The sequence below is a fragment of the Burkholderia pulmonis genome (assembly GCF_984667975.1).
Window position 1 is genome coordinate 2620979 of sequence record NZ_OZ480186.1, and the last position, 23984, is coordinate 2644962.

Here is a 23984-nt window from a genome sequence, read left to right on the forward strand (position 1 = left end):
GACGCTACGCACCGCGCAAAAACAAAATGCCTGTATCAGCGGACTGACACAGGCATCTTGCTGGCGGCAATCGCCTCGATTACTTACGCAGACCCAGCTTCTCGATCAGCGCGCGGTAACGGTCGGCATCCTTGCCCTTGAGGTAGTCGAGCAGCTTGCGGCGACGGCTCACCATGCGCAGCAGGCCGCGGCGGCTGTGGTGATCCTTCGCGTGGGTCTTGAAGTGACCCGTCAGTTCGACGATACGTGCGGTCAGCAGTGCGACCTGGACTTCGGGCGACCCCGTGTCGTTGGTAGCGCGGGCGAACTGAGCAACGACTTCCGACTTCTTGATATCTGCAACAGACATGTGATTTCCTTTCTAACTGAACAGGCGGACACGGAAGAATGGCCGTGCCGTGACTTACAACCGGCGGGCATTGTAGCACAACTCCACACCATTCTTACCGCCCCCTGTCACGGGCGCGTCATCGAACACGTCGACGGCATCTCCGTACGCTGCGCGGGCACCGCCAGCACCGTCCGGAAGCCGTAGCCCGACCCTTCGTTGTCGAAGCGCACGCCCGGCGTGCCGACCTTGTCCATTTCCATCACGTAAAGGGGCTGGATCAACTGATGATCCTGCGCACGCATCCGCGATGCATGGAAGCCGTCGTCGAACGACAGTCCCTCGAGCGCTCGCGCCACCGCGACGGGGTCGGCCGAACCCGCGCGGTTCATCGCGGCGGCCAGCATCTCGACCATCAGGCTCATCCGTCGCACCGGATAGTCGTCCTGCGCGGCCGGGAAACGGGTCCGGAACGCGCGGTAGAACGCGTCGGATTTTGCACCGCCCGCGTTCGGGTGCCAGTCGGCCACGGCCACGACACGCCCGACACCGGCATCGCCCAGGGCCGCCGGCGCGCCGAGGCTGTTGCCGTAGAACGTGTAGAACTTCGCGTTCAAACCCTGCTCGCGCGCCGCCTTCACGAGCAGCGTGAGGTCGTTGCCCCAGTTGCCGGTCACGACGGCGTCCGCGCCGCTCGCGCGGATCTTCGCGATGTACGGCGAGAAATCCTTGATCCGGCCGATCGGGTGGAATTCGTCGCCGGCGATCGTCACGTCCGGGCGCCGCGCGGCCAGCGCCTGACGCGCGAGCGCGCTGACGTCATGCCCGAAGCTGTAGTCCTGGTTCAGCAGATAGACCTTGCGCAGCGCGCGGTCGCGCGCCATCACGTCCGCGAGCGCGGCCATCCGCATGCCGGCGTGCGCATCGAAACGGAAATGCCAGAAACTGCAGCGTGCGCCGGTCAGTGCCGGATCGTCGGCCGAATAGTTCAGGAACAGCATCCGGTGGTCGGGATCGCGCGCGTTCAGCTTGTCGAGCGCCGCGACGAGCGCGGCCGCGACGGCCGAGCTGTTGCCCTGCGCGACGAAGCCGATATGCCGGTCCGCGGCCGCGCGCAGTTGCACGAGCGCCTCCTCCGGGCTCCCCTTGCTGTCGAGCACGACGAGTTCGAGGGGGTGCGCACCGTCGCGCAACTTCACGCCGCCCGCCGCGTTGACCTGCTCGACGCCGAAGCGCAGGTTGCGCTCGACGGCCGCGCCCGCATTCGCGAACGGGCCCGACATCCCTTCGATCAGCGCGATCCGTACCGGCTCGCCGCCGGCAAACGCGGACGACACCAGCATCCATCCAGCGCTCAACGCGAGCGCGCACCGCTTCCACCCCTGCATCGGCCACCTGCCCTTCAATCTGCCCGAGAAGCGCGGATCATAGGCCGGCGCGCCCACCGCCCGCAAGCCTGGCCGCGCCGACGATCCGCACCGATTTTTTCCGCGCGATGCGCCGTCGCGCGCCGTCCGTGATAAAACGGGACTTGTTTCCGTATTCTGGAGAATCCCCATGCGCATTCGCATTCCCGCGCGCCTGCCGGTGCTGGTCGCCTGCGCCGCCGCGCTGCTGGCCGGTTGCGCGCAACCGTGGCAGCAATTCCAGGCCGGCCAGGACGAGTCGGCGATCGTCGCGCGCATGGGCCCGCCGCGCGAGATCTACGACCTGCCCGGCGGCGGCAAGCGCCTGATGTGGCCGACCCAGCCGATGGGCGAGGTCACGGTCGCAGCCGACGTCGACGCGGCCCACAAGATCGTCAACGTGCGCCAGGTGCTGCAGCCGAGCGAGTTCTATCGCGCGGAGATCGGCAAGTGGACGAAGACCGACGTACTCGTCAATTTCGGACGCCCCGTCGAGACGTCCTACTTCCCGCTGATGAAGCGCGAGGTGTGGACGTACCGGTATCTCGAGGACAACGTCTGGTACATGATGTACAGCTTCTACTTCGATCCGCAGGGCATCCTGCGCATCACGCAGAAGACGCCCGACCCGCTGCACGATCCCGATCGCCGCAACCTGTTCTGACCGATTGCGTATTTACGCGCAATTTTCACGATGGCCATTCACGAATCATTGCGTGAATGGCCATTTCATTTTTTCCGTTTATTTATTCAACTCGTGAAACAAGCCGGAAAACTTTTCCGAATTGATGACACGCCGATGGCAGCCCGCTGAACGCCCCGTCATGCCGGCCGTTACGCGGAATCAGGCATGCGCAATGCATGTCATGCGTCGGGTTGGTGCACGCAATGCACTACGCCAAATCAATTTGAAACAATTTGTTTCAACGCCCCAGCGTGCTAGGGCATACCCCTAATATCAACCAAAATCCAACCTTTCAATTTAGAAAGAATGCAATTGAGCCATTTCAGTCGATATTTATTTGCCCTTGTCATAAAGGAGTCCTCATGAATCGCCCCAAGAGCATGCTGGTTGCCAACATTGCCTGGGCCCGCGAGACGCGCGAACACACGCCCGGTTTCTTCGACGCGCTCGCGCGCGGCCAGAACCCGCGCGTCCTGTGGATCGGCTGCGCCGACAGCCGCGTGCCGGCAGAAACCATCACGCACTGCGCGCCCGGCGAGTTGTTCGTCCATCGCAACATCGCGAACCTGTTCCACCCCGACGACGACAATTCCGCCAGCGTGCTCGAATACGCGGTGCGGGTGCTGAAGGTCGATCACGTGATCGTGTGCGGACACTACGGGTGCGGCGGCGTGCGCGCGTCGCTGTTGCCGCCGCCGTCCGACCTGCCGCATGTCGCACGCCGCATCGCACCGCTCTGCGCGCTCGCGCGGCGACATCGCGACACGCTCGACGGGCTCGACGACACAGCCGCCGCCGATCGCCTCGCCGAGCTGAACGTGCTCGAACAGGTGCGGCTGCTGCGTGCGTCGCCGATCGTGCGTGGTCGAGAACGGCCGCCGCTCGTGCACGGCTGGATCTTTTCGCTCGCCGACGGCCGCCTGCTGGAACTCGATTCCGGTTATGCGGCACCGGCCGCCGACGTCGAACCCGAATTGACCGCCACCGCCGCCGCGCTCGGCTGATGCATCCCCCGCCCCAACGCCAATGAAATCGCCCCAACCATGAAACTGAACGAGCGCCTGTCCACCCTGCCGCGCGACATCGTCGCCGGCATCGTCGTTTTTCTTGTCGCGCTGCCGCTCTGTCTCGGCATCGCCAATGCATCCGGTGTCGAGCCGTTCGCGGGGCTCGTGTCCGGCATCGTCGGCGGCATCGTCGTCGCGCTGTTGAGCGGCTCGTCGCTGTCGGTCAGCGGGCCGGCCGCCGGCCTCGTCGTGATCGTCGTCGAAGGGATCGCGCAACTCGGCAGCTTTTCCGCCTTCCTGCTCGCGGTGCTGCTGTCCGGCGTGCTGCAGTTCGGGTTCGGCATGCTGCGCGCCGGCCGCTTCGCCGCCTACGTGCCGTCGCCCGTCATCAAGGGCATGCTTGCCGCGATCGGCCTGCTGCTGATCGTGAAGCAGATTCCGTTCGCATTCGGCATCGGCGGCCCGGCCGCGCAATCGTTTGCGAATTGGCCGGGCCTGCCGGTCGCATGGGCCGCCACGGCCATCGCGCTCGCCTCGCTCGCGCTGCTGATCGCTTGGGACACGCCCGCGCTGCGTCGCTTCGCGCTGGTGCGCTCGGTACCCGCGCCGCTCGCGGTCGTCGTGCTGGGCATCGGCGCGACGCTCGTGCTGGGCTTCGTCGCGCCCGCAATCGCGCCGGGCGCCGCCCATCGCGTCACGCTGCCCGAACTCGGCTCGTTCGCCGCGCTCGCGGCATCGCTCAAGCATGCCGAGCTCGGTCCGAATTTCGCGCAGCTCGTCAATCCGGACGTATGGCGCGTCGCGATCACGCTCGCGGTCGTCGCGAGCCTCGAAACACTGCTGAGCCTCGAAGCGGTCGAACAGATCGATCCGAAGCGCCGGCCAGTGCAACCTGACCGCGAGTTGAAGGCCCAGGGCGTGGGCAACCTCGTCGCGGGTGCGGTCGGCGGCCTGCCGATCACGTCGGTGATCGTGCGCAGCTCGGTAAACGTCAACGCAGGCGCACAAAGCCGGATGTCGGCTATCGTGCACGGGGTGCTGCTGCTCGCGAGCGTGTTCGCGCTCACCGGGCTGATCAACCTGATCCCGCTCGCGAGCCTGGCCGCGATCCTGATCCACACGGGCTTCAAGCTGGCGAAACCGGCGCTGTTCCGTTCGGTGATGAAGCAAGGGCCTGCGGCATTCGTGCCGTTCGCCGCGACCATCATCGGCGTGCTTTCAGTCGACCTGCTGTTCGGCATCGCGCTCGGCCTCGCGTGCAGCGTGCTGGCCGTCGCCGTCGCGAACCTGAAGAGCCCCGTCACGCTCGCGCAGCACGACGATCACTTCCTGCTGTCGTTCCGCAAGGACGTGTCGTTTCTCGGCAAGGTGCAGGTCAAGCACCACCTGCGACACATTCCGGACCGTGCAGCGGTGATCATCGACGCGACGCGCGCCGACTACATCGATCACGACGTACTCGAACTGCTCGACGCGTTCGTCGCCGATGCGCCGCGGCGCGGGATCGCGGTCGAGTTCCGCCGGCGCAGCCCGGCGCCGCGCCCGGCTGCGCGCCGCTGGCTGTTCCGTGCCCCGGCCGCCGAATGAGCGACGCATGAAAAAACGCCCCGGCGGCGCTGGGCCGCACGGGGCGTTTCGGTGGTGCTGCGCAGCGCGCGGCGCTCAGGAGCGCTGCGGGTTGAGCTTGTCGTCCTTCGAATGCAGCTTGTTCAGCGCGGAGATGTACGCTTTCGCGGAAGCGGCGACGATGTCCGGATCGGTGCCGACGCCGTTGACGATCCGCCCGCTCTTCGACAACCGGACGGTCACTTCACCCTGCGCCTGCGTGCCGGTCGTGATCGCGTTCACCGAGTACAGCAGCAGCTCGGAACCGCTGCCGACTTCGCCTTCGATCGCGTTGAACGTCGCATCGACCGGACCGTTGCCGCGCGCCTCGCCGGTCACTTCCTTGCCTTCGACCGCGAACACGACCTTCGCCTGCGGCTGCTCGCCCGTTTCCGAACGCTGCGACAGCGACACGAACTTGAAGTGCTCCTGCTCGTGTGCGAGCGCCGATTCCTCGGACACGATCGCGATGATGTCCTCGTCGAAGATCTCGGCCTTGCGGTCGGCCAGATCCTTGAAGCGCATGAACGCGGCGTTCAGTTCGGCTTCGCTGTCGAGCGACACGCCGAGCTCCTGCAGGCGCTGCTTGAACGCGTTGCGGCCCGACAGCTTGCCGAGCACGATCTTGTTCGCGGTCCAGCCCACGTCTTCCGCGCGCATGATCTCGTAGGTGTCGCGTGCCTTCAGCACGCCGTCCTGGTGAATGCCCGATGCGTGCGCGAATGCGTTCGCGCCGACCACCGCCTTGTTCGGCTGCACGACGAAACCGGTGATCTGCGACACGAGCTTCGACGTCGGCACGATCTGCGACGTATCGATGCCGACGTCGAGACCGAAGTAGTCCTTGCGCGTCTTCACGGCCATCACGATTTCTTCGAGCGACGTGTTGCCCGCGCGCTCGCCGAGACCGTTGATCGTGCACTCGATCTGACGCGCACCGCCGATCTTCACGCCGGCGAGCGAGTTCGCCACCGCCATCCCGAGATCGTTATGGCAGTGCACCGAGAAGATCGCCTTGTCCGAGTTCGGAATGCGTTCGCGCAGCGTCTTCACGAGGTTGCCGTAGAGTTCCGGCACGCCGTAGCCGACCGTGTCGGCGATGTTGATCGTCGTCGCGCCTTCGGCGATCACGGCTTCCAGCACGCGGCACAGGAAGTCGAGATCCGAGCGGCTGCCGTCTTCCGGCGAGAATTCGACGTTGTCGGTGAACTTGCGCGCGAAGCGCACCGCGAGGCGCGCCTGCTCGAACACCTGGTCGGGCGTCATCCGCAGCTTCTTCTCCATGTGCAGCGGCGACGTCGCGATGAACGTGTGGATCCGGAAGCTGTTGGCCGGCTTCAGCGCGTCGGCCGCACGCTGGATGTCCTTGTCGTTGGCGCGCGCCAGCGAGCAGATCGTGCTGTCCTTCACGAGACCGGCGATCGTGTGGATCGCGTCGAAATCGCCGTTCGAGCTGGCCGCGAAGCCCGCCTCGATCACGTCGACCTTCATCCGCTCGAGGTGCTTCGCGATGCGGATTTTCTCTTCCTTCGTCATCGACGCACCGGGCGATTGCTCGCCGTCACGCAACGTCGTGTCGAAAATGATCAGCTTGTCTGTCATGGGGGGCTCCAGGGCTCTTTATACGGAAGTCAAACGTAATGAGATCGCGCCACCGCTGGCGACGCTCAACAACAGACGAGGCTTGAGACGGGGGGCGAGAACGGTCAGCGCGGCAGGCGCGCCAAAGCTAGCGCGCGTAGCGGCGCACCGGCTAGAAGGAGGGAGAGGCGGGACGATGCAGTCATGCCGAAGACTATAGCGGCATTCCGTTGGGTGCGCAATCGGACGGCACCCGGTGATTCCGGCGTCCGGCTTTCAAAAGGGACAAATGAAAACGGCGGCCCCGAGGCCGCCGTTTCCGGACCCATCGCGCGATCAGTGATCGCGCTGCGACGAGCGCGCCGGATTCGCGCGCCCGCGGATGGCCATGTAGGCCCAGAACACGTAGCCGGACAGCCCGTACAGCACGAACAGGCAGAACAGCATCAGCGGCGGGTCGGACGACACGAGCACGAACGCGACAACGACCAGCAGGATCGCCGCGAACGGCACCCGGTGCCGCACGTCGAGCGCCTTGCCGCTGTAGAACGGTGCGTTCGACACCATCGTCACACCCGCGTAGATCGTCAGCACGAACGCGACCCACGGCAGCCAGCCGAGCTTCATCGGCACGCGGTTGTCGGTCGCGAGCCACACGAAGCCCGCGATCAGCGCCGCGGCGGCCGGGCTCGGCAGCCCCTGGAAGAAGCGCTTGTCGACCACGCCGATATTCGTGTTGAAGCGCGCGAGGCGCAGCGCGGCGCCCGAGCAGTAGACGAACGCGGCGAGCCAGCCCCAGCGGCCGAGATCCTTCAGCACCCACTCGTACATCACGAGCGCGGGCGCAACGCCGAACGACACCATGTCCGACAGGCTGTCGAACTGCTCGCCGAACGCGCTCTGCGTATGCGTCATGCGCGCGACGCGCCCGTCCATCCCGTCGAGCACCATCGCGACGAAAATCGCGATCGCGGCGATCTCGAAGCGCACGTTCATCGCCTGCACGACCGCGAAGAAGCCGCAGAACAGCGCGGCGGTCGTGAATGCGTTCGGCAGCAGGTAAATGCCGCGCGTCTTCAGGAACCGCTGGCGCGCGGCGCGGCGGCTCTCGAGCGGCGCCGGATCGGGCGCCATCACCTTGTTACGGCGGAACGGCCGCGGCGTCTGGTTGGAGCCGTTGCGCGGCCGACGTGGTTTGAATGCGGCCATCGTGCGCCCCGCCGCTTACTGTTCGAGCTCGGCGAGGATCGTCGACGACGCGTAGACCTTCTCGCCGATCGACACCTTCGCGCGGCTGCCGAGCGGCAGGTACACGTCGACGCGCGAACCGAAGCGGATGAAACCGTAGCGCTGGCCACGCGACAGCGGCTCGCCGGCACGGACGTAGCAGAGGATCCGGCGGGCGACGAGGCCCGCGATCTGCACGGCGGTGACGGTCTTGCCGCTCGCCGTCTGGATCACGACCGCGTTGCGCTCGTTCTCGGTCGACGCCTTGTCGATCGCCGCGTTCAGGAACGCGCCCGGGAAGTACTCGACCTTGCTGATCGCGCCATCGACCGGCGAACGCTGCGAATGGACGTTGAATACGTTCATGAACACGCTGATCTTCAGCGCTTCGCGGTTCGCGTACGGGTCTTGTGCGGTCTCGACCGCGACGATGCGGCCGTCGGCCGGGCACAGCACCGCGTTCGGCTGCGCCGGGATCGGACGCTGCGGGTCGCGGAAGAACTGGACGACGAAGGCGAGCAGCAGCCAGAACGGCCACGCGAAGCCGAAGCCCCCGACGGCGTGGATCAACAGCGCGATGACGGCAGCAATCGCGATGAACGGCCAGCCTTCGCGCGCGATGATCGGATGAGGATAGTTCATGGATTCGTTCTGTGTTCGGTGAATTGCAAAGCCCGTAGGATAGCAAAAGCCGCCCGGGGCACTGCTGCCTTCGGACGGCTTTTTGATACCGACCCTCCACTCGAAGGGCCGGAACAGCACGCGGAGCTTAGTTCTTCGTCTGGTCGACGAGCTTGTTCTTCGCGATCCACGGCATCATCGCACGCAGCTTCGCACCGACCTGTTCGATCTGGTGCTCGGCCGTCAGACGACGGCGCGACTGCAGCGTCGGTGCGCCTGCCTTGTTCTCGAGAATGAAGCTCTTCGCATACTCGCCCGTCTGGATGTCGGTCAGGCACTGCTTCATCGCCTTCTTCGTCTCTTCCGTGACGATGCGCGGGCCCGTCACGTACTCGCCGTACTCGGCGTTGTTCGAGATCGAGTAGTTCATGTTCGCGATGCCGCCTTCGTAGATCAGGTCGACGATCAGCTTCAGTTCGTGCAGGCACTCGAAGTACGCCATTTCCGGCGCGTAGCCTGCTTCGACCAGCGTTTCGAAGCCAGCCTTGATCAGCTCGACGGTACCGCCGCACAGCACGGCCTGCTCGCCGAACAGGTCGGTTTCGGTCTCTTCACGGAAGTTCGTCTCGATGATGCCGGCACGGCCGCCGCCGTTCGCTGCCGCGTACGACAGCGCGATGTCGCGTGCCGCGCCCGACTTGTTCTGCGCAACCGCGATCAGGTGCGGCACGCCGCCACCTTGCGAGTACGTGCCGCGCACGGTGTGGCCCGGTGCCTTCGGCGCGATCATGATCACGTCGAGGTCGGCGCGCGGGATCACCGCGCCGTAGTGGACGTTGAAGCCGTGCGCGAACGCCAGCGCTGCGCCCTGCTTGATGTTCGCGTGGACTTCCTTCGCGTACACGTCGGCGATCTGCTCGTCCGGCAGCAGCATCATGACGACGTCCGCGCCCTTCACCGCTTCCGCGACTTCCTTGACCGACAGGCCTGCGTTTTCGGCCTTGCTCCACGACGCGCCGCCCTTGCGCAGGCCGACCGTCACGTTCACGCCGCTTTCCTTCAGGTTCAGCGCGTGTGCATGGCCTTGCGAGCCGTAGCCGATGATCGTGACTTGCTTGCCCTTGATGAGGGAGAGGTCAGCGTCTTTGTCGTAGAAAACGTTCATGATGGTTCCTTCGCTAATTCAAAAATTCAACAATTCGTTCGGATGGAGTACTGCGGGCCGGGACATGACGGCGCACCCGGCGTGCCTTTGGGCATCACACCTTCAGGATGCGCTCGCCGCGTCCGATGCCGGAGCTGCCGGTGCGCACGGTCTCTAGGATCGCGCCCGCGTCCAACCCCTGGATGAATGCGTCGAGCTTGTCGCTCGCGCCCGTCAATTCGATCGTGTAGGTCTTTTCGGTCACGTCGATGATGCGGCCGCGGAAAATGTCCGACATCCGCTTCATTTCTTCGCGCTCCTTGCCCACTGCACGTACCTTGATCAGCATCAGCTCGCGTTCGATGTGTGCACCGTCGGTCAGGTCCACCACTTTCACCACCTCGATCAGGCGGTTCAGATGCTTCGTGATCTGTTCGATCACGTCGTCGGAGCCAATGGAAACGATGGTGAGCCGCGACAGCGATTGGTCTTCGGTCGGCGCCACCGTCAAGGTTTCGATGTTGTAGCCGCGTGCGGAAAACAGACCGACCACGCGCGACAGCGCGCCCGGTTCGTTCTCCAGCAGGACGGAAATGATGTGTCTCATGTTCGCTTCTTCCAGAATGTGTCCGTGTCGATTCACTCGCGCCGCGCGCCGCCGCGTGCCGCACCGCCCTTCGTGAAGGCGGCCGCATCCGGCCGGACGCGCGTCGCGCCGTTACAGATCTTCCGATCCGAGCAGCATCTCGGTGATGCCCTTGCCGGCCTGTACCATCGGCCAGACGTTTTCGGTCGGATCGGTCTGGAAGTCGAGAAACACGGTGCGGTCCTTCAGGCGCAGCGCTTCCTTCAGCGCCGGCTCCACATCCGAGGTCTTTTCGATCCGCATCCCGACGTGGCCGTACGCTTCGGCGAGCTTCACGAAATCGGGCAGCGCATCCATGTACGAATGCGAATAGCGCTTGCTGTATTCGATCTGCTGCCACTGGCGGACCATGCCGAGGTAGCGGTTGTTCAGCGAAATGATCTTCACGGGCGTGTCGTACTGCAGGCAGGTCGACAGTTCCTGGATGCACATCTGGATCGAGCCTTCGCCCGTGATGCACAGCACGTCGTCGTCCGGGTGCGCCATCTTGACGCCCATCGCTGCCGGCAGGCCGAAGCCCATCGTGCCGAGGCCGCCGGAGTTGATCCAGCGACGCGGCTTGTTGAATCGGTAGAACTGCGCAGCCCACATCTGGTGCTGGCCGACGTCCGAGCACACGAACGCATTGCCGTCCGTCAGCTCCCACGCCTTCTCGACCACGTACTGCGGCTTGATGATCTCGCTTTCGCGATCGAACTTCAGGCAGTCCTTCGAGCGCCAGCCCTCGATGTCCTTCCACCATTGCGCGAGCGCCTCGGTGTCGGGGCCATGCTCGGCCGTCTGCAACTGCTCGATCAGCTCCTTCAGCACTTCCTTCACGTCGCCGACGATCGGGATGTCGACCTTCACCCGCTTCGAGATCGACGACGGGTCGATGTCGATGTGGATGATCTTGCGCGGGCGCGACGCGAAGTGCGCCGGATCGCCGATCACGCGGTCGTCGAAGCGTGCACCGATCGCGATCAGCACGTCGCAGTGCTGCATCGCCATGTTCGCTTCGTAGGTGCCGTGCATGCCGAGCATGCCGAGGAATTTCTTGTCCGACGCGCGATAGCCGCCGAGGCCCATCAGCGTGTTCGTGACCGGGTAGCCGAGCAGGTCCGCGAACTGGTTCAGTTCACGCGACGCGTCGGCAAGGATGATGCCGCCACCCGTGTAGATGTACGGGCGCTTCGCCGTCAGCAGCAGCGACACGGCCTTGCGGATCTGGCCCGAATGGCCCTTCGTGACGGGGTTGTACGAACGCAGCGACACGCTCTTGACCGGCTCGTACTGGCACGGCGTCTTCGAGATGTCCTTCGGAATGTCGATCAGCACCGGGCCCGGACGGCCGGTGCGGGCGATGTAGAACGCCTTCTTGACGGTTTCCGCGAGGTCGCGCACGTCCTTCACGAGGAAGTTGTGCTTCACGCACGGACGCGTGATGCCGACGGTGTCGCATTCCTGAAAAGCGTCCTGGCCGATCGCGGCAGTCGGCACCTGGCCGCTGATCACGACCATCGGGATCGAATCCATGTAGGCCGTTGCGATGCCGGTCACCGCGTTGGTGACACCGGGGCCCGACGTCACGAGACAGACGCCGACATTGCCGGTGGAACGCGCATACGCATCGGCTGCGTGCACGGCCGCCTGTTCATGGCGCACCAGCACGTGCTGAATCTTGTCCTGCTTGTACAGCTCGTCGTAGATGTAGAGAACCGAGCCGCCGGGGTAGCCCCAGATGAATTCGACGTTTTCGTCGGCCAGTGCCTTCATGAGCACGGTACCGCCGATGGAGTCGCTATCGGGAGGGGAAAGGGGTTCCGACGTGGAGAATTCCGCGCTGGGCATGTTCATTTTGACCTTTCGAATTTTCGGCAAAAAATTGATCGGGTGCTCTCTGCCGGGCTTGTGGCTCGGGTTCAAGCGGCGCGTCCAGTTTGAAGGGCGGGCTTCTTGGGCCAGCCTCAAATGAGACCATCACTTCATGTTGCGAATCGTTGACGATAGCGGGTCGTGATTGGGCCGTCAAGCAAAATATCCCGCAGCGCATCATGCGCGCCGCCCCGCGCCCGCCGCCGCGGCTCGCGCGCAACGTGCGGTGCCGAACCCGGTGCCAAGCGGCACGAAAATTTGATAGCATCCGCGGGTTTTACGAAATTTTTCGACCTTTTACACCACGCAGCGGTCCGCAGCGCATACCTTCACGGAATGGCATCAGACAAGGAACTCGCCGACTTTCTGGCGGGCGTCGAAAGGCGCGCGTTCAAGCAGGCTGCGTACGCCGTCCGTGACGACGATGCATCGCTCGACATCGTGCAGGACGCGATGATCAAGCTTGCGGAGAAGTACGGCGACCGGCCGGCGGCCGAGCTGCCGCTGCTTTTTCAGCGGATCCTGCAAAACACGATCCACGACTGGTTCCGCCGGCAGAAAGTCCGCAACACGTGGGTGACGCTCTTCTCGTCGCTGAACAATACCGACGACGACGACTTCGACCCGCTCGAAACGCTCGAATCCGCGGACGACAACGCGGGCGTCGAGAGCAGCGAGCACCGCCTCGAACGAGAGCAGGTTCTGGCCCTGATCGACGAAGAAATCCAGAAACTTCCGGCGCGTCAACGGGAAGCGTTCCTGATGCGTTATTGGGAAGATATGGATGTCGCCGAGACTGCCGCCGCAATGGGGTGCTCCGAAGGCAGTGTCAAGACGCACTGCTCACGAGCCACTCATACCCTGGCACACGCGCTCAAGGCCAAAGGAATCACGCTATGAGCTCCGCTCCCGCAAACCGAGAACACGAATTCGCGCTGAAGGTGCGCCGCGCGCTTGACGAGCGCGCGACCGCCCTGCCTGCCGCGACCACCGACCGTCTGGCCGTCGCCCGCCGGGCTGCGCTCGCGCGCAAGAAGCCCGAAGCCGCGACCGCGCCGGTGTTCGTGCCGGCCTTCGCCGGCGCGGCCGGTGCGTACGGCAGCGCGCCCGTGAGCCGTCCGCAGGGGTCGCTCGCGCGCCGCCTGCTGCGCGCGTGGCCGCTCGCGTTGCTGCTCGCGGGGCTCGTCGGCATCGCCTACTGGGAAGACATGCAGCGCACCGCCGAACTCGCCGATATCGACGCGGCGATGCTCAGCGACGACCTGCCGCTCAACGCGTACCTCGACCACGGGTTCAACGCGTATCTGTCGCGCGCTCACTAACAGACAATAACGAGGGGATCGCACGGGTGAGTCAGAAGCGCGGCCTGGCCGTATTTTTCGGATGCGTGATCGCGATCGCCGTTTCCTACGTCGCCACCTATTCCCGATTCCACCCGGCCCCCGCGACGACCACCGTCGCGGCCAGCAGCCCTGCCGCGCCCGCCTCGGCCGCGACCGGGCTGACCACCGAACTCCCCCCGCTGCCCCTGCCGCTGCCGGCCGCTACCGGCCCGCTGTCGTGGGCGCGCCTCACGCCCGCGCAGCACGCGGCCCTCGCACCGTTCGCCGACCAGTGGGACGGCTTCAGCGACGCTCGCAAGCGAAAATGGCTGAAGATCGCATCGCGTTTCGCGAAGTTGTCGACCGATGATCAAAAACGGCTGCAGGAGCGGATGGCCGAATGGGCGAAGATGACGCCCGAGCAGCGCCGCGTCGCCCGCGAGAACTACCAAAGCGCGAAGGAGCTGTCCGCACAGGCGCGCGAGCGTGCGTGGAAGGCCTACCAGCAACTCCCCGAGGACCAGAAGGAACGGCTCGCTGCCGCCGAGCGCCGCCGCAAGCCGAGCGTCGTCAGCGCACCGCCGACCGTCGCCGACCGTGACGTCCGCCGTCTCGTCAATTCGCACGAACACCCGGCAAGCGGCGCGGCCGCCGCCCCGGCGCCCGCCTCGGCCGGCGCCGCCGCGCAGCCGGTGCCTGCGTCGTCGACGTCCGGCACCGCGTCCGCGCCGGCCGCCGTCGCACCGGTCTCGCCCGCCGACGCCCCGTCGCTGTTCAAGGGTTCCTGAGCGGCCGTGGCGAGCGCCCGCGTACCCGAGACCCCGGCCCCTCCGCCGTCCGTGCGACGGCGCCTCGCCGCACTGCTCTACGAAGGCGTACTGCTGTTCGGCGTCGTGTTCTTCGCCGGGCTCGCCTTCAGCCTCGCGACGCAGCAACGCAACGGCCTCGTCCATCACAACCTGCTTGCCGCATGGATCGCACTCGTCGTCGGTGCGTATTTCATGTGGTTCTGGACGCACGGCGGCCAGACGCTGCCGATGAAAACCTGGCGGCTGCGGCTCGAATCGTCGAGCGGCCGGCCGCTGGGCCCCGGCCATGCGCTCGTCCGCTATGCGCTCGGCTGGCTGTGGTTCCTGCCGCCGCTGGCGCTGCATCCGCTCCTCGGCCTGTCGGTACCCGTCACGCTCGCACTCACCGCCGCCTGGATCGTCGCGTGGGCCGGCGCCGCCCGGCTGCACGCCGGCCGCCAGTTCCCGCACGACCGAATCGCGCGCACGCGCATCGTCGCAATACCGCGCTGACGCACCGCATTCACCGGACGAAAGCCGCCCGCCCGACCCGACAGCCTTACCGGACAACCTTCTCCGGCTCCGTGCGCCAGATCGCACAACGCCCTTCCATTCACTGCTAAACACCCTGCAACGGTCGTAATAAGAACGTCTCGTGACTGTCACGGCACAGTCACGCCCGCATGGCGGAATGCCGGTAATGTCAACCGGCGCGAGTCATGCATGGGCCAGAAAACGTCCGCGACCTCACTGTTCCGTCACCCCATCGGCGCCCGCGCCGCCACTGCCTTCCTGTCCGGCTCGGCTGCAAGCGATAGCCTGGCGTCGCAAGAACCGCCTGCCGCGCACTCCACGCAGCACGAGGACCCCGACGCGCCCGCCCATCGCTACCGCACCATCTGGCTGTCCGACATCCACCTCGGCTCGAGCGGCTGCCAGGCGCCGTACCTGCTCGACTTCCTGCGCCACAACGATTCGGAATACCTGTATCTCGTCGGCGACATCATCGACGGCTGGCAGCTGAAGAAGGGCTGGTACTGGCCGCAGGCGCACAACGACGTCGTGCAGAAGATCCTGCGCAAGGCGCGCAAGGGCACGCAGGTCGTCTACATCCCCGGCAACCACGACGAAGGCGCGCGGCAGTTCTGCGATCTCGCGTTCGGCGACATCCAGGTGCGCGGCGAGGCGTTCCACACGACGCTCGCGGGCAAACGTTTGTGGATCGTGCACGGCGACCTGTTCGACGGCGTGATCCAGCACGCGAAATGGCTCGCGTACCTCGGCGACACGCTCTACACGCTGATCCTCGTACTGAATCGCTGGTTCAACCGGATCCGCAGCCGGCTCGGCTTCCAGTACTGGTCGCTGTCGCAGTACCTGAAGCACCAGGTCAAGAACGCGGTCAACTTCATCTCGCAGTTCGAGACCGTGATGACCGACGAAGCGCGCCGCCGCGGCTGCGACGGCGTCGTGTGCGGCCACATCCACAAGGCGGAGATCCGCGACATCGACGGCGTGCTGTACTGCAACGACGGCGACTGGGTCGAAAGCCTGTCCGCGCTCGTCGAAACGATGGAAGGCGAACTGAAGATCGTCTACTGGACGGTGATGCGCACCGCACCGTCGGAAGTCACGTCGCGCAAGGCCAAGGCCACCGCCTGACGCAACCCTACTTACAGGACACAGCCGCGATGAAGATCATGATCGTCACCGACGCGTGGGAACCGCAGGTCAACGGCGTCGTGCGCACGCTGAAAAGCACGTCGCGCGAACTCACGGCGCTCGGCCACCGCGTCGAACTGCTGACGCCGCTGGAATTCCGCACGGTGCCGTGCCCGACCTACCCCGAGATCCGCCTGTCGATCCTGCCGTACCGCAAGCTGCGCGCGCGGATCGATGCCTTCGCCCCCGACGCGCTGCACATCGCGACCGAAGGCCCGCTCGGCCTCGCCGCGCGGCGCTACGCGCGCTCGCGCAAGCTGCCGTACACGACCGCGTACCACACGCGCTTCCCGGAATACGTGCAGGCGCGCTTCGGCATCCCGCTGGCCGCGACCTACCGCTTCCTGCACTGGTTCCACGGCCCGTCGCTCGCGGTGATGGCACCGACGCCGGTGGTCAAGCAGGACCTCGAAAAATTCGGCTTCACGAACGTCGTGCTGTGGACCCGCGGCGTCGATCTCGACGTCTTCCGGCCGATCGAATCGAAGGTGCTCAATACCGCGCGGCCGATCTTCCTGTACGTGGGCCGCGTCGCGATCGAGAAGAACGTCGAGGCGTTCCTGCGCCTCGACCTGCCCGGCTCGAAGTGGGTCGCGGGCGAAGGCCCCGCACTCGCGGAACTGAAGTCGCGCTACCCGGAGGCAAACTATCTCGGCGTGCTGTCACAGGCCGAGCTTGCAAAGGTGTATGCTGCGGCCGACGTGTTCGTGTTTCCGAGTCGCACCGACACGTTCGGCCTCGTGCTGCTCGAGGCACTCGCCTGCGGCACGCCGGTGGCCGCATATCCGGTCACGGGCCCGATCGACGTGCTCGGCGGAGGCGATGCCGGCGCGATGCACGAGGATCTGCAGGAAGCCTGCCTCGAGGCGCTGAAGATCGAACGCACGACCGCGCGCGAGTGGGCCGAACGCTTCTCGTGGCGCGCAGCATCCGAGCAGTTCGCATCGCATCTGAAGCCGCTGCCGAAGACCGCGTACTCGCCAGCAGAAGGTGCCGCCGTTTGAAACGAGACCTGAACGACAAGAACCCGCCCCCCGACGCCACGCCGCAACGGCACCGCCCGTTCGACGAGGAAGAGCCGCACGCCGAAGCGGACGTGCATCCGCACGAGCCGCTCGGCCCCGACGACCGGCTGACGCCGCTGCCGCCGAACCCGTACAAGCGCCACCGCGGCATCACGCGCGCGTGGTTCGCCCTCAAGCATTCGATGAACGGCTTTCGTGTCGCGATCCGGGAGGAAAGCGCATTTCGCCAGGAGCTCACGCTCGCCGCGCTGATGCTCCCGATCGGTGCATTCGCACCGGTGCCGGCCGCGTCGCGCGCACTGCTGATCGGTTCCGTACTGCTCGTGCTGATCGTCGAGTTGCTGAACTCGAGCGTCGAAGCCGCGATCGACCGCATCTCGCTCGAGCGCCACGAGCTCTCCAAACGCGCGAAGGACCTCGGCAGCGCGGCCGTGACGGTCGCGCTGTTCGCATGCGTGACGACGTGGGGCTTCGTACTCGGCCCGGTCGTCGCGCATTGGCTGGGCTTCTAGCCGACGCTCCGGCAACGCCTTTCGCGTCACCCGCGTGCGGCGCTGCACCATGCGCCGCGCGGGGCCGCGATCACGAAATGCCCCGATGTGGCGAAACCCCGGTTTATAATCGTCCGCTAGACATAGAACAGCAACCCGCGCCGGACGAATCACGCAGCATCGATTGCAGCGCCCGCCAGTCCGGCACACACAGGGCCGGACGACATGGAAGCGAAACCTCCCCGCCGCACCCGCGAACGGATTCTCGAGTTGTCGTTGAAACTCTTCAACGAGATCGGCGAGCCGAACGTCACGACCACGACGATCGCCGAGGAAATGGAAATCAGTCCAGGCAACCTGTACTACCATTTCCGCAACAAGGACGACATCATCAACAGCATCTTCGCGCAGTTCGAGCAACAGATCGAACGGCGGTTGCGCTTTCCCGAAGATCATCGTCCGACGATCGACGAAACCTGGTCATACCTGCAGTACATGGCCGATTTCATGTGGACCTACCGGTTCCTGTATCGCGACCTCAACGACCTGCTCGCCCGTAACCGCACGCTCGAAACACACTTCAAGCAGATCATCAGCCACAAGGTGCGCTTCGCGCACGACATGTGCGAACTGCTCGTGTCCGACGCCGAAATGGTCGCGACGCCTGCCGAGATCGAAGTCATCGCCACCAACATGGCCGTGATCTCGACGTACTGGCTGTCGTATCAGTACGTGATGCATCCGCGCAAATACAACGACCAGGACGCGATTCGCGAAGAACTGCACCAGGTCAGCATGCACGTGATCTCCGTGATGGCGCCCTACCTGCGCGGCCGGTCGCGCCAGCTGTTCGACGATCTGGTCTCCGGCAAGCTGCCCAAGCGCCAGTTCACCGACTACCTGCCGCCGCGCGACGGTTCGCCGCGCCCGGCCGGCAGCCCGGTCGTCACTGGGCAAGCCCCCGCCAAGGATTCCAAGCAATGAAGGCAGTCTGTGTTTACTGCGGCTCGTCGTCCGGCGTGCGGCCCGTCTATGCCGACGCCGCACGCGCATTCGGCCGTGCGCTCGTCGACGCGGACCTCACGCTTGTCTACGGCGGCGGCCGCGTCGGCCTGATGGGCGTGATCGCCGACGAAGTGATGGCAGCCGGCGGCCGTGCGGTCGGCGTGATCCCCGAGTTGCTCGTCGACAAGGAAGTCGGTCACACGGGGCTGTCGGAGCTGCACGTCGTACCCGACATGCACCATCGCAAGAAAATGATGGCCGACCTCTCGGACGCGTTCGTCGCGATGCCCGGCGGCGCCGGCACGCTCGAAGAGCTGTTCGAGGTCTATACGTGGGCGCAGCTCGGCTATCACCGCAAGCCGGTCGCGCTCTACAACATCGATTCGTTCTACGATCCGCTGATCGCGCTCTTGCGCCATACGGTCGACGAAGGCTTCATGCGACCGGCCTATTTCGACGCGCTGTGCGTCGAATCGGAACCCGTCGAACTGATCGAGCGGCTGCGCCGCTACCAGCCGCCTGCCCGCGACAAGTGGGCGCCCGACGCAGCGAAGTAACCCTCACCGGAAACCGCCCTCGATGACCGCACCGTCCGGCCGCAAGGCTGTCCTCATCACCGGCGCGAGCCGCGGCATCGGTCGCGCAACCGCCGTGCTCGCGGCCGAACGCGGCTGGGACGTCGGCATCAACTACGCACGCGATGCGGCAGCGGCCGAACTGACCGCGCAGGCCGTCCGCGACGCGGGCGGACGCGCATGCATCGTCGCGGGCGATGTCGCGAACGAGGCGGACGTCGTCGCGATGTTCGATACCGTTGCGGCCGCGTTCGGACGCCTCGACGCGCTCGTCAACAACGCAGGCATCGTCGCACCGTCGATGCCGCTCGCCGAGATGCCGGTCGACCGGCTGCGGCGGATGTTCGACACCAACGTGCTCGGCGCGTACCTGTGCGCACGCGAAGCCGCACGCCGGCTGTCTACCGACCGCGGCGGCCACGGCGGCGCGATCGTCAACGTGTCGTCGATCGCGTCCCGGCTCGGCTCGCCGAACGAGTACGTCGACTACGCGGGCTCGAAAGGCGCGGTCGACTCGCTGACGATCGGGCTGGCGAAGGAGCTCGGCCCGCACGGCGTGCGCGTCAACGCGGTGCGCCCCGGACTGATCGAGACCGACATTCATGCGAGCGGCGGCCAGCCGGGCCGGGCAGCCCGCCTTGGCGCACAGACGCCGCTCGGCCGCGCCGGCGAGGCACCGGAGATCGCCGAGGCAATCGTCTGGCTGCTCGGCGACGCGGCGTCCTACACGACGGGCGCCCTGCTCGACGTCGGCGGCGGCCGCTAACCCGCCCCCAACCTGACGCGCGGTGCAATAAAACCACCGCCGTAAACAATCCGTCGCCACGGAACCACAAATCTCCACAATTCCGTGACAGATTCAGTAAACATCCGTAACAATTCCATGATCTACTAGCGGGCATTCAGACAGGTGTCGTGAACACCTGTGCATTGCCCTCTGACGTAGCCCCTATCGGTCCTGCCCATGTCGCCGGACCCGCTCGACTCGACCCGAGATCTTTTCCATGCCTGGAACCGCAGCGCCCAGCCGGCGACGCACGTCTGTGCCCGCTCCGGCGACGCACATCCGCTCGACTGCTGACGCAGACGTCACCGCGACGCTCGACGCCGCCGGCACGCCCGTCGTGGCGTCGACCACCGCCACCAGCACCCCGCGCGACCGCTCGCTCCTGCTCGGCTGGCGGGCCTGGCTGTTCGTCGCCGCCCTGGTGTGCGCGTACACGCTGCCGGGCGTGCTCGGCCACGACCCGTGGAAACAGGACGAAACCTACACGTTCGGCATCATCCAGCACATGCTCGAGACCGGCGACTTCGTCGTGCCGACCAATGCCGGCCTGCCGTTCATGGAAAAGCCGCCGCTTTACGCGTGGGTCGCGACCAGTCTCGCCTGGCTGCTGCAGCGCGTGATGCCGCTGCACGATGCGGCGCGTCTCGCGAGCGCGTTGTTCGCCGCGCTCGCATTCGGCTTCATCGCGCGCGCCGCGCGCGTGGCCAGCCGCACGGATACCTGGTTCGACCTGCGCGTGATCGGGCCGGTCGTGCTGAGCGCGGGCACGCTCGTCGTCATCAAGCATGTGCACGACATGATGACGGACGTCGCGTTGTTCGCGGGCACGGCGATGGGGTTCTGCGGGCTGCTCGAACTCGTGATGCAGCAGGTCGCGCGCGCGCAGCAGATGCGGCACGGATTGCCGGTTCGCCCGTCGAGCCGCTGGGCCGCACCGATCTTCGGCGCAGGCGTCGGTATCGCACTGATGACGAAGGGGCTGTTCGTGCCGCTGGTGTTCGCGGCCACGCTCGTCTGCACCCTGCTGCTCTACCCGGCCTGCCGCACCCGCTCGTTCGCACGCGCACTCGGCGTCTCCGCGCTCGTGTTCGCGCCGTTCGCGCTGATCTGGCCGACCGCGCTGTTCCTGCGTTCGGAACCGCTGTTCATGACGTGGTTCTGGGACAACAACGTCGGCCGCTTCTTCGGGTTCTCCGTCCCCGAGCTGGGCGCGGAAAACGACAAGCCGTTCTTCATCCTGCGCGCGTTCGTGCTCGTCGGCTTCCCGGTCGCGCCGCTCGCGATCGTCGCGCTCGCGCGCGGCGCATGGCGCGACTGGCGCACGCCGCGCATCGCGCTGCCCGTACTGTTCGCCGGCATCGGGCTCGTGGTGCTGCAAGTGTCGGCGACGTCGCGCCAGCTCTACATCCTGCCGTTCTTCGCGCCGCTCGCGCTGGTCGCCGCGCAGGCGATCGAACGCCTGCCGCGCCGGCTCCATCTCGCATGGGATTACCTGAGCCGCATCCTGTTCGGCACGGTCGTCGCACTCGCCTGGGCAATCTGGGCGGTCATGGCCGATCCGGCCGCGTCGCGCACGGATCTCGCGCTGCTCGGCCGCTGGCTGCCGCTCGACTGGACGATGCCGATCCAGGCCCCGCTCGTGATCGGCGCGCTCGTGCTGACGGTCGGCTGGCTGACGCTGCTGCCGAAGCTGCGTACGACGGGCCTGTGGCGCGGCGCGCTGTCGTGGGGCGCCGGTGCGCTCGTCGCGTGGGGGCTGATCTATACCCTGCTGCTGCCGTGGCTCGACGTCGCGAAGAGCTACCGCTCGGTGTTCGACGACCTGAACGCGCATCTCGCGCTCGAATGGAACGACGGCGATTGCATGGCGAGCCTGCACGGGCTCGGCGAATCGGAAGCGCCGATGCTGTACTACTTCTCCGGCATCCAGCACACGCCGATCGACGACGCGAAGGCAACGCGCTGCACGTGGATGATCGTCCAGGGCGTGCGGGCCGTCGATCCGGCGCCCGGCGACGAATGGAAACTGTTCTGGACGGGAGCCCGCCCGGGCGACAACGAGGAACTGCTGCGCGTCTACGTGCGCACGCCCGAACAGCACCTGCAGTAACGCAGGACGGCACGGCGCGTCGGCGCGCCTGCCTTCATCTTCGCCAAAGGCAGCGCGTGCCCGCCTGACCGGTGCGCAGCCTTTGCGCGATCCCCGGCCGGCCCGACGCCCGCCCGGATCAGCAGGCCAACACCCCGCCCTTTTTCGTCACGCAATCATCCTGATCGTCAGAACGACGAGCCAGGCTCCCGCAGGAACGCCGTTTCCTCATCGGTCGACGCACGTCCGAGAATCGCGTTCCGGTGCGGAAAGCGGCCGAAGCGCTCGACGACGGCCGCATGCAGCAGCGCGAAGCGGTGATAACTCTCGCATCCGGCCTCGTCGCGGATGCCCGCGCACAGGCGCACGGCCTCGCGCTGGCTCTCGACCGCCTCGTCGTGCTCGAACGGCAGATACGCGAACGCACGGTGATGCCCGCTCGGCAACCGTGCATCCCAGCCGGCCGCGACGACACGGCGTGCAAGCGCGAGCGCCTTCGGATCGGCGGCAAACGCACGCGGCGTGCCGCGATGGATGTTGCGTGAGAACTGGTCGAGCACGACGATCAATGCCAGCGCACCCGACGGCGACCCGGCCCAGTGATCGCGGGCCCCATCGCACGCCGCGTCGAGCAGCGCGCCGTAGCGTGCGCGCAGCACGTCGTCGAACGCCGCGCCGCCGTTGAACCAGACCTTGCGGTCCTGCCCGAATTCGGCCGAGCCTGGCTCGCCGAACCAGAAATCCAGAATTTCCCGTGCTTGCGGATCCAGCGCCTCAGCTGCGGCCTTCCCGATGTCGATCGTCATGCAAACTCCAGTACGAGGCGTCGCGTGCGCGCACTCTTTTTTTCCAGTTTCGCGACCCGCAGCCCGCCGATTTCGGACGTGTTGCGCACATGCGTGCCGCCACACGGCTGCAGGTCGACATGTTCAATGCGCAACAACCGTATGCGGCCGAGGCCCATCGGCGGCTTCACGCTCATCGTGCGCACGAGTTCCGGCCGCTCGGCCATCTCGTCGTCAGTGATCCATTCGGTCGTGACCGGATGCGCGCCGGCGACCAGGCCTTCGAGGCGCCGCTCGACGTCGTCGCGGTCGATCGAATCGGACGTCGCGAAATCGAGCCGCACGTAGTCGGCCGTCACGCTGCAGCCGTCAACCGCGTACGGGAGCACCGCGCACATCAGGTGCGCGGCCGTATGCAGGCGCATGTGCCGGTAGCGGCGCAGCCAGTCGATCTCCGCGACCACGCGCGTACCGGGCGCGAGCGCCGCGACGCTCGCCTCCTGGCCCGCGGCGGGCACGTGCACGGCGTCGTCGGGCGTCGCACCGTCGAACTTCGCCTTGCGCGTATCGGCGATCGCGATCGTACCGCCGTCGGGCAGCGTCAGCGTGCCGGTGTCGCCGGCCTGGCCGCCGCCGAGCGGATAGAACACGGTGCGATCGAGCCGGATGCCGTCGTCGCCGACGGCCACGACGACCGCGTCGCATTGCGTGAGGTACGCGTCTTCGCGAAACAGCGCTTGTGTCGTCATCGGGCGAGCCTCGTATCGATTGGGGAAGCGACCAGTGTCGCGCCGGGCTGCACTTGCGCCCAGACGCAGATCGTCCCGCGCGCGGGCAGCGGTGTACCGGTCGATCAACCGGGCCGGTTGCGCATCCAGTCGGCCGTGTCGTAGAACGAATGCATCAGCCGCTCGCGCAGCGGCTCGGGCAACCCGACATCCTCCATCGCCCACGCCATGCAGCGCAGCCACTGGTCGCGCTCGACCGACGCGATCGGGAACGGCAGGTGCCGCGCGCGCAGCCGCGGATGGCCGAACCGGCTGATGTAGTGGTCGGGGCCGCCGAGCCAGCCGCACAGGAACCAGAACAGCTTGTCGCGCGAACCATCGAGCGACTGCGGATGCAGCGCGCGAATCTCCGCGAACTCGGGCTCGAGATCCATCAGGTCGTAGAAGCGGTCCACCATTTCGCGCACGCGGGCTTCACCGCCCACAAGCTCGAACGCCGTCGGCTGCGACGGCGCATCGTCATTCACATCGGTCATACGGATAGTCGGAAAACAGGATCTTCG

The 23984-nt window shown here is 66.1% G+C and carries 25 protein-coding genes; 14 read left to right on the forward strand and 11 right to left on the reverse strand.

Annotated elements, in window-relative coordinates; all coding sequences use genetic code 11:
* Positions 1–79 precede the first annotated feature (79 nt).
* Positions 80–349: a 30S ribosomal protein S15 gene (gene rpsO, locus AC5LXK_RS12130; protein ID WP_043188860.1), complete on the reverse strand. Its 270-nt coding sequence runs from the start codon at positions 347–349 to the stop codon at positions 80–82.
* A 107-nt stretch (positions 350–456) separates the two neighbouring features.
* On the reverse strand, positions 457–1716 hold the full coding sequence (locus AC5LXK_RS12135) for a branched-chain amino acid ABC transporter substrate-binding protein (RefSeq protein WP_493389038.1): 1260 nt from the start codon (positions 1714–1716) through the stop codon (positions 457–459).
* Positions 1717–1885: 169 nt separating this feature from the next.
* Here AC5LXK_RS12135 and AC5LXK_RS12140 point away from each other — a divergent pair, with 169 nt between their 5' ends.
* From AC5LXK_RS12140 to AC5LXK_RS12150, 3 genes are all read left to right on the forward strand, one after another.
* Positions 1886–2398: a hypothetical protein gene (locus AC5LXK_RS12140; RefSeq protein ID WP_493389039.1), complete on the forward strand. Its 513-nt coding sequence runs from the start codon at positions 1886–1888 to the stop codon at positions 2396–2398.
* Positions 2399–2781: 383 nt separating this feature from the next.
* Entirely contained in the window at positions 2782–3423 is a 642-nt protein-coding gene (locus AC5LXK_RS12145; protein WP_493389040.1) for a carbonic anhydrase, read from the forward strand.
* Between the two features lie 39 nt (positions 3424–3462).
* Positions 3463–5013, forward strand: a complete 1551-nt coding sequence (locus tag AC5LXK_RS12150; RefSeq protein WP_493389041.1) for a SulP family inorganic anion transporter — start codon at positions 3463–3465, stop codon at positions 5011–5013.
* Positions 5014–5088: 75 nt separating this feature from the next.
* On the opposite strand, the gene AC5LXK_RS12155 is transcribed toward AC5LXK_RS12150, so the two are convergent.
* The 6 genes from AC5LXK_RS12155 to AC5LXK_RS12180 all read right to left on the reverse strand — a co-directional run bounded on the left by AC5LXK_RS12155 (position 5089) and on the right by AC5LXK_RS12180 (position 12086).
* Entirely contained in the window at positions 5089–6633 is a 1545-nt protein-coding gene (locus AC5LXK_RS12155; RefSeq protein WP_493389042.1) for a 2-isopropylmalate synthase, read from the reverse strand.
* Between the two features lie 315 nt (positions 6634–6948).
* A complete protein-coding gene (gene pssA, locus AC5LXK_RS12160; RefSeq protein ID WP_493389043.1) occupies positions 6949–7821 on the reverse strand; it encodes a CDP-diacylglycerol--serine O-phosphatidyltransferase in 873 nt (290 codons plus the stop codon).
* A 15-nt stretch (positions 7822–7836) separates the two neighbouring features.
* Complete coding sequence (locus tag AC5LXK_RS12165) at positions 7837–8481, reverse strand: phosphatidylserine decarboxylase (RefSeq protein WP_027784995.1); 645 nt, start codon at positions 8479–8481, stop codon at positions 7837–7839.
* 127 nt (positions 8482–8608) lie between these two features.
* The gene (ilvC, locus tag AC5LXK_RS12170) at positions 8609–9625 is read right to left on the reverse strand and encodes a ketol-acid reductoisomerase (RefSeq protein ID WP_493389044.1); all 1017 of its coding nucleotides are present in this window, start codon (positions 9623–9625) and stop codon (positions 8609–8611) included.
* A gap of 94 nt (positions 9626–9719) precedes the next feature.
* Complete coding sequence (gene ilvN / locus AC5LXK_RS12175) at positions 9720–10211, reverse strand: acetolactate synthase small subunit (protein WP_006398781.1); 492 nt, start codon at positions 10209–10211, stop codon at positions 9720–9722.
* A 111-nt stretch (positions 10212–10322) separates the two neighbouring features.
* Positions 10323–12086 carry an acetolactate synthase 3 catalytic subunit gene (locus AC5LXK_RS12180; RefSeq protein ID WP_059233593.1) on the reverse strand — a complete coding sequence of 588 codons (1764 nt, stop codon included), beginning with the start codon at positions 12084–12086 and terminating at the stop codon, positions 10323–10325.
* 354 nt (positions 12087–12440) lie between these two features.
* Between AC5LXK_RS12180 and AC5LXK_RS12185 the strand changes: the two genes are divergently transcribed.
* From AC5LXK_RS12185 to AC5LXK_RS12235, 11 genes are all read left to right on the forward strand, one after another.
* Entirely contained in the window at positions 12441–13004 is a 564-nt protein-coding gene (locus tag AC5LXK_RS12185; RefSeq protein ID WP_128844254.1) for an RNA polymerase sigma factor, read from the forward strand.
* Complete coding sequence (locus AC5LXK_RS12190; protein WP_493389045.1) at positions 13001–13426, forward strand: DUF3619 family protein; 426 nt, start codon at positions 13001–13003, stop codon at positions 13424–13426. The genes AC5LXK_RS12185 and AC5LXK_RS12190 overlap by 4 nt, the downstream gene beginning before the upstream one ends.
* A 26-nt stretch (positions 13427–13452) precedes the next feature.
* Positions 13453–14214 (forward strand): DUF3106 domain-containing protein, encoded by a 762-nt coding sequence (locus AC5LXK_RS12195; RefSeq protein ID WP_493389046.1) that lies wholly within the window; start codon positions 13453–13455, stop codon positions 14212–14214.
* Between the two features lie 6 nt (positions 14215–14220).
* Entirely contained in the window at positions 14221–14727 is a 507-nt protein-coding gene (locus AC5LXK_RS12200; protein ID WP_493389047.1) for an RDD family protein, read from the forward strand.
* 210 nt (positions 14728–14937) lie between these two features.
* Positions 14938–15876 carry a UDP-2,3-diacylglucosamine diphosphatase gene (locus tag AC5LXK_RS12205; protein ID WP_493389048.1) on the forward strand — a complete coding sequence of 313 codons (939 nt, stop codon included), beginning with the start codon at positions 14938–14940 and terminating at the stop codon, positions 15874–15876.
* Between the two features lie 29 nt (positions 15877–15905).
* Entirely contained in the window at positions 15906–16940 is a 1035-nt protein-coding gene (locus tag AC5LXK_RS12210; protein ID WP_493389049.1) for a glycosyltransferase family 4 protein, read from the forward strand.
* Positions 16937–17473, forward strand: coding sequence for a diacylglycerol kinase (locus AC5LXK_RS12215; protein ID WP_493389050.1), 537 nt, complete (start codon positions 16937–16939; stop codon positions 17471–17473). Before AC5LXK_RS12210 ends, AC5LXK_RS12215 begins: the two co-directional genes overlap by 4 nt.
* A 204-nt stretch (positions 17474–17677) precedes the next feature.
* Complete coding sequence (locus AC5LXK_RS12220; protein ID WP_174951381.1) at positions 17678–18436, forward strand: TetR/AcrR family transcriptional regulator; 759 nt, start codon at positions 17678–17680, stop codon at positions 18434–18436.
* Positions 18433–19014 carry an LOG family protein gene (locus tag AC5LXK_RS12225; protein WP_175951124.1) on the forward strand — a complete coding sequence of 194 codons (582 nt, stop codon included), beginning with the start codon at positions 18433–18435 and terminating at the stop codon, positions 19012–19014. The genes AC5LXK_RS12220 and AC5LXK_RS12225 overlap by 4 nt, the downstream gene beginning before the upstream one ends.
* 22 nt (positions 19015–19036) lie before the next feature.
* Positions 19037–19798, forward strand: a complete 762-nt coding sequence (locus tag AC5LXK_RS12230; protein WP_493389051.1) for an SDR family oxidoreductase — start codon at positions 19037–19039, stop codon at positions 19796–19798.
* A gap of 238 nt (positions 19799–20036) precedes the next feature.
* Positions 20037–21929 (forward strand): ArnT family glycosyltransferase, encoded by a 1893-nt coding sequence (locus AC5LXK_RS12235; protein WP_493389052.1) that lies wholly within the window; start codon positions 20037–20039, stop codon positions 21927–21929.
* 167 nt (positions 21930–22096) lie between these two features.
* On the opposite strand, the gene AC5LXK_RS12240 is transcribed toward AC5LXK_RS12235, so the two are convergent.
* From AC5LXK_RS12240 to AC5LXK_RS12250, 3 genes are all read right to left on the reverse strand, one after another.
* Positions 22097–22714 carry a DUF924 family protein gene (locus tag AC5LXK_RS12240; protein WP_493389053.1) on the reverse strand — a complete coding sequence of 206 codons (618 nt, stop codon included), beginning with the start codon at positions 22712–22714 and terminating at the stop codon, positions 22097–22099.
* Positions 22711–23442, reverse strand: coding sequence for an alanyl-tRNA editing protein (locus tag AC5LXK_RS12245; RefSeq protein ID WP_493389054.1), 732 nt, complete (start codon positions 23440–23442; stop codon positions 22711–22713). Before AC5LXK_RS12245 ends, AC5LXK_RS12240 begins: the two co-directional genes overlap by 4 nt.
* 104 nt (positions 23443–23546) lie before the next feature.
* The gene (locus AC5LXK_RS12250; protein ID WP_174993815.1) at positions 23547–23957 is read right to left on the reverse strand and encodes a group II truncated hemoglobin; all 411 of its coding nucleotides are present in this window, start codon (positions 23955–23957) and stop codon (positions 23547–23549) included.
* Positions 23958–23984 lie beyond the last annotated feature (27 nt).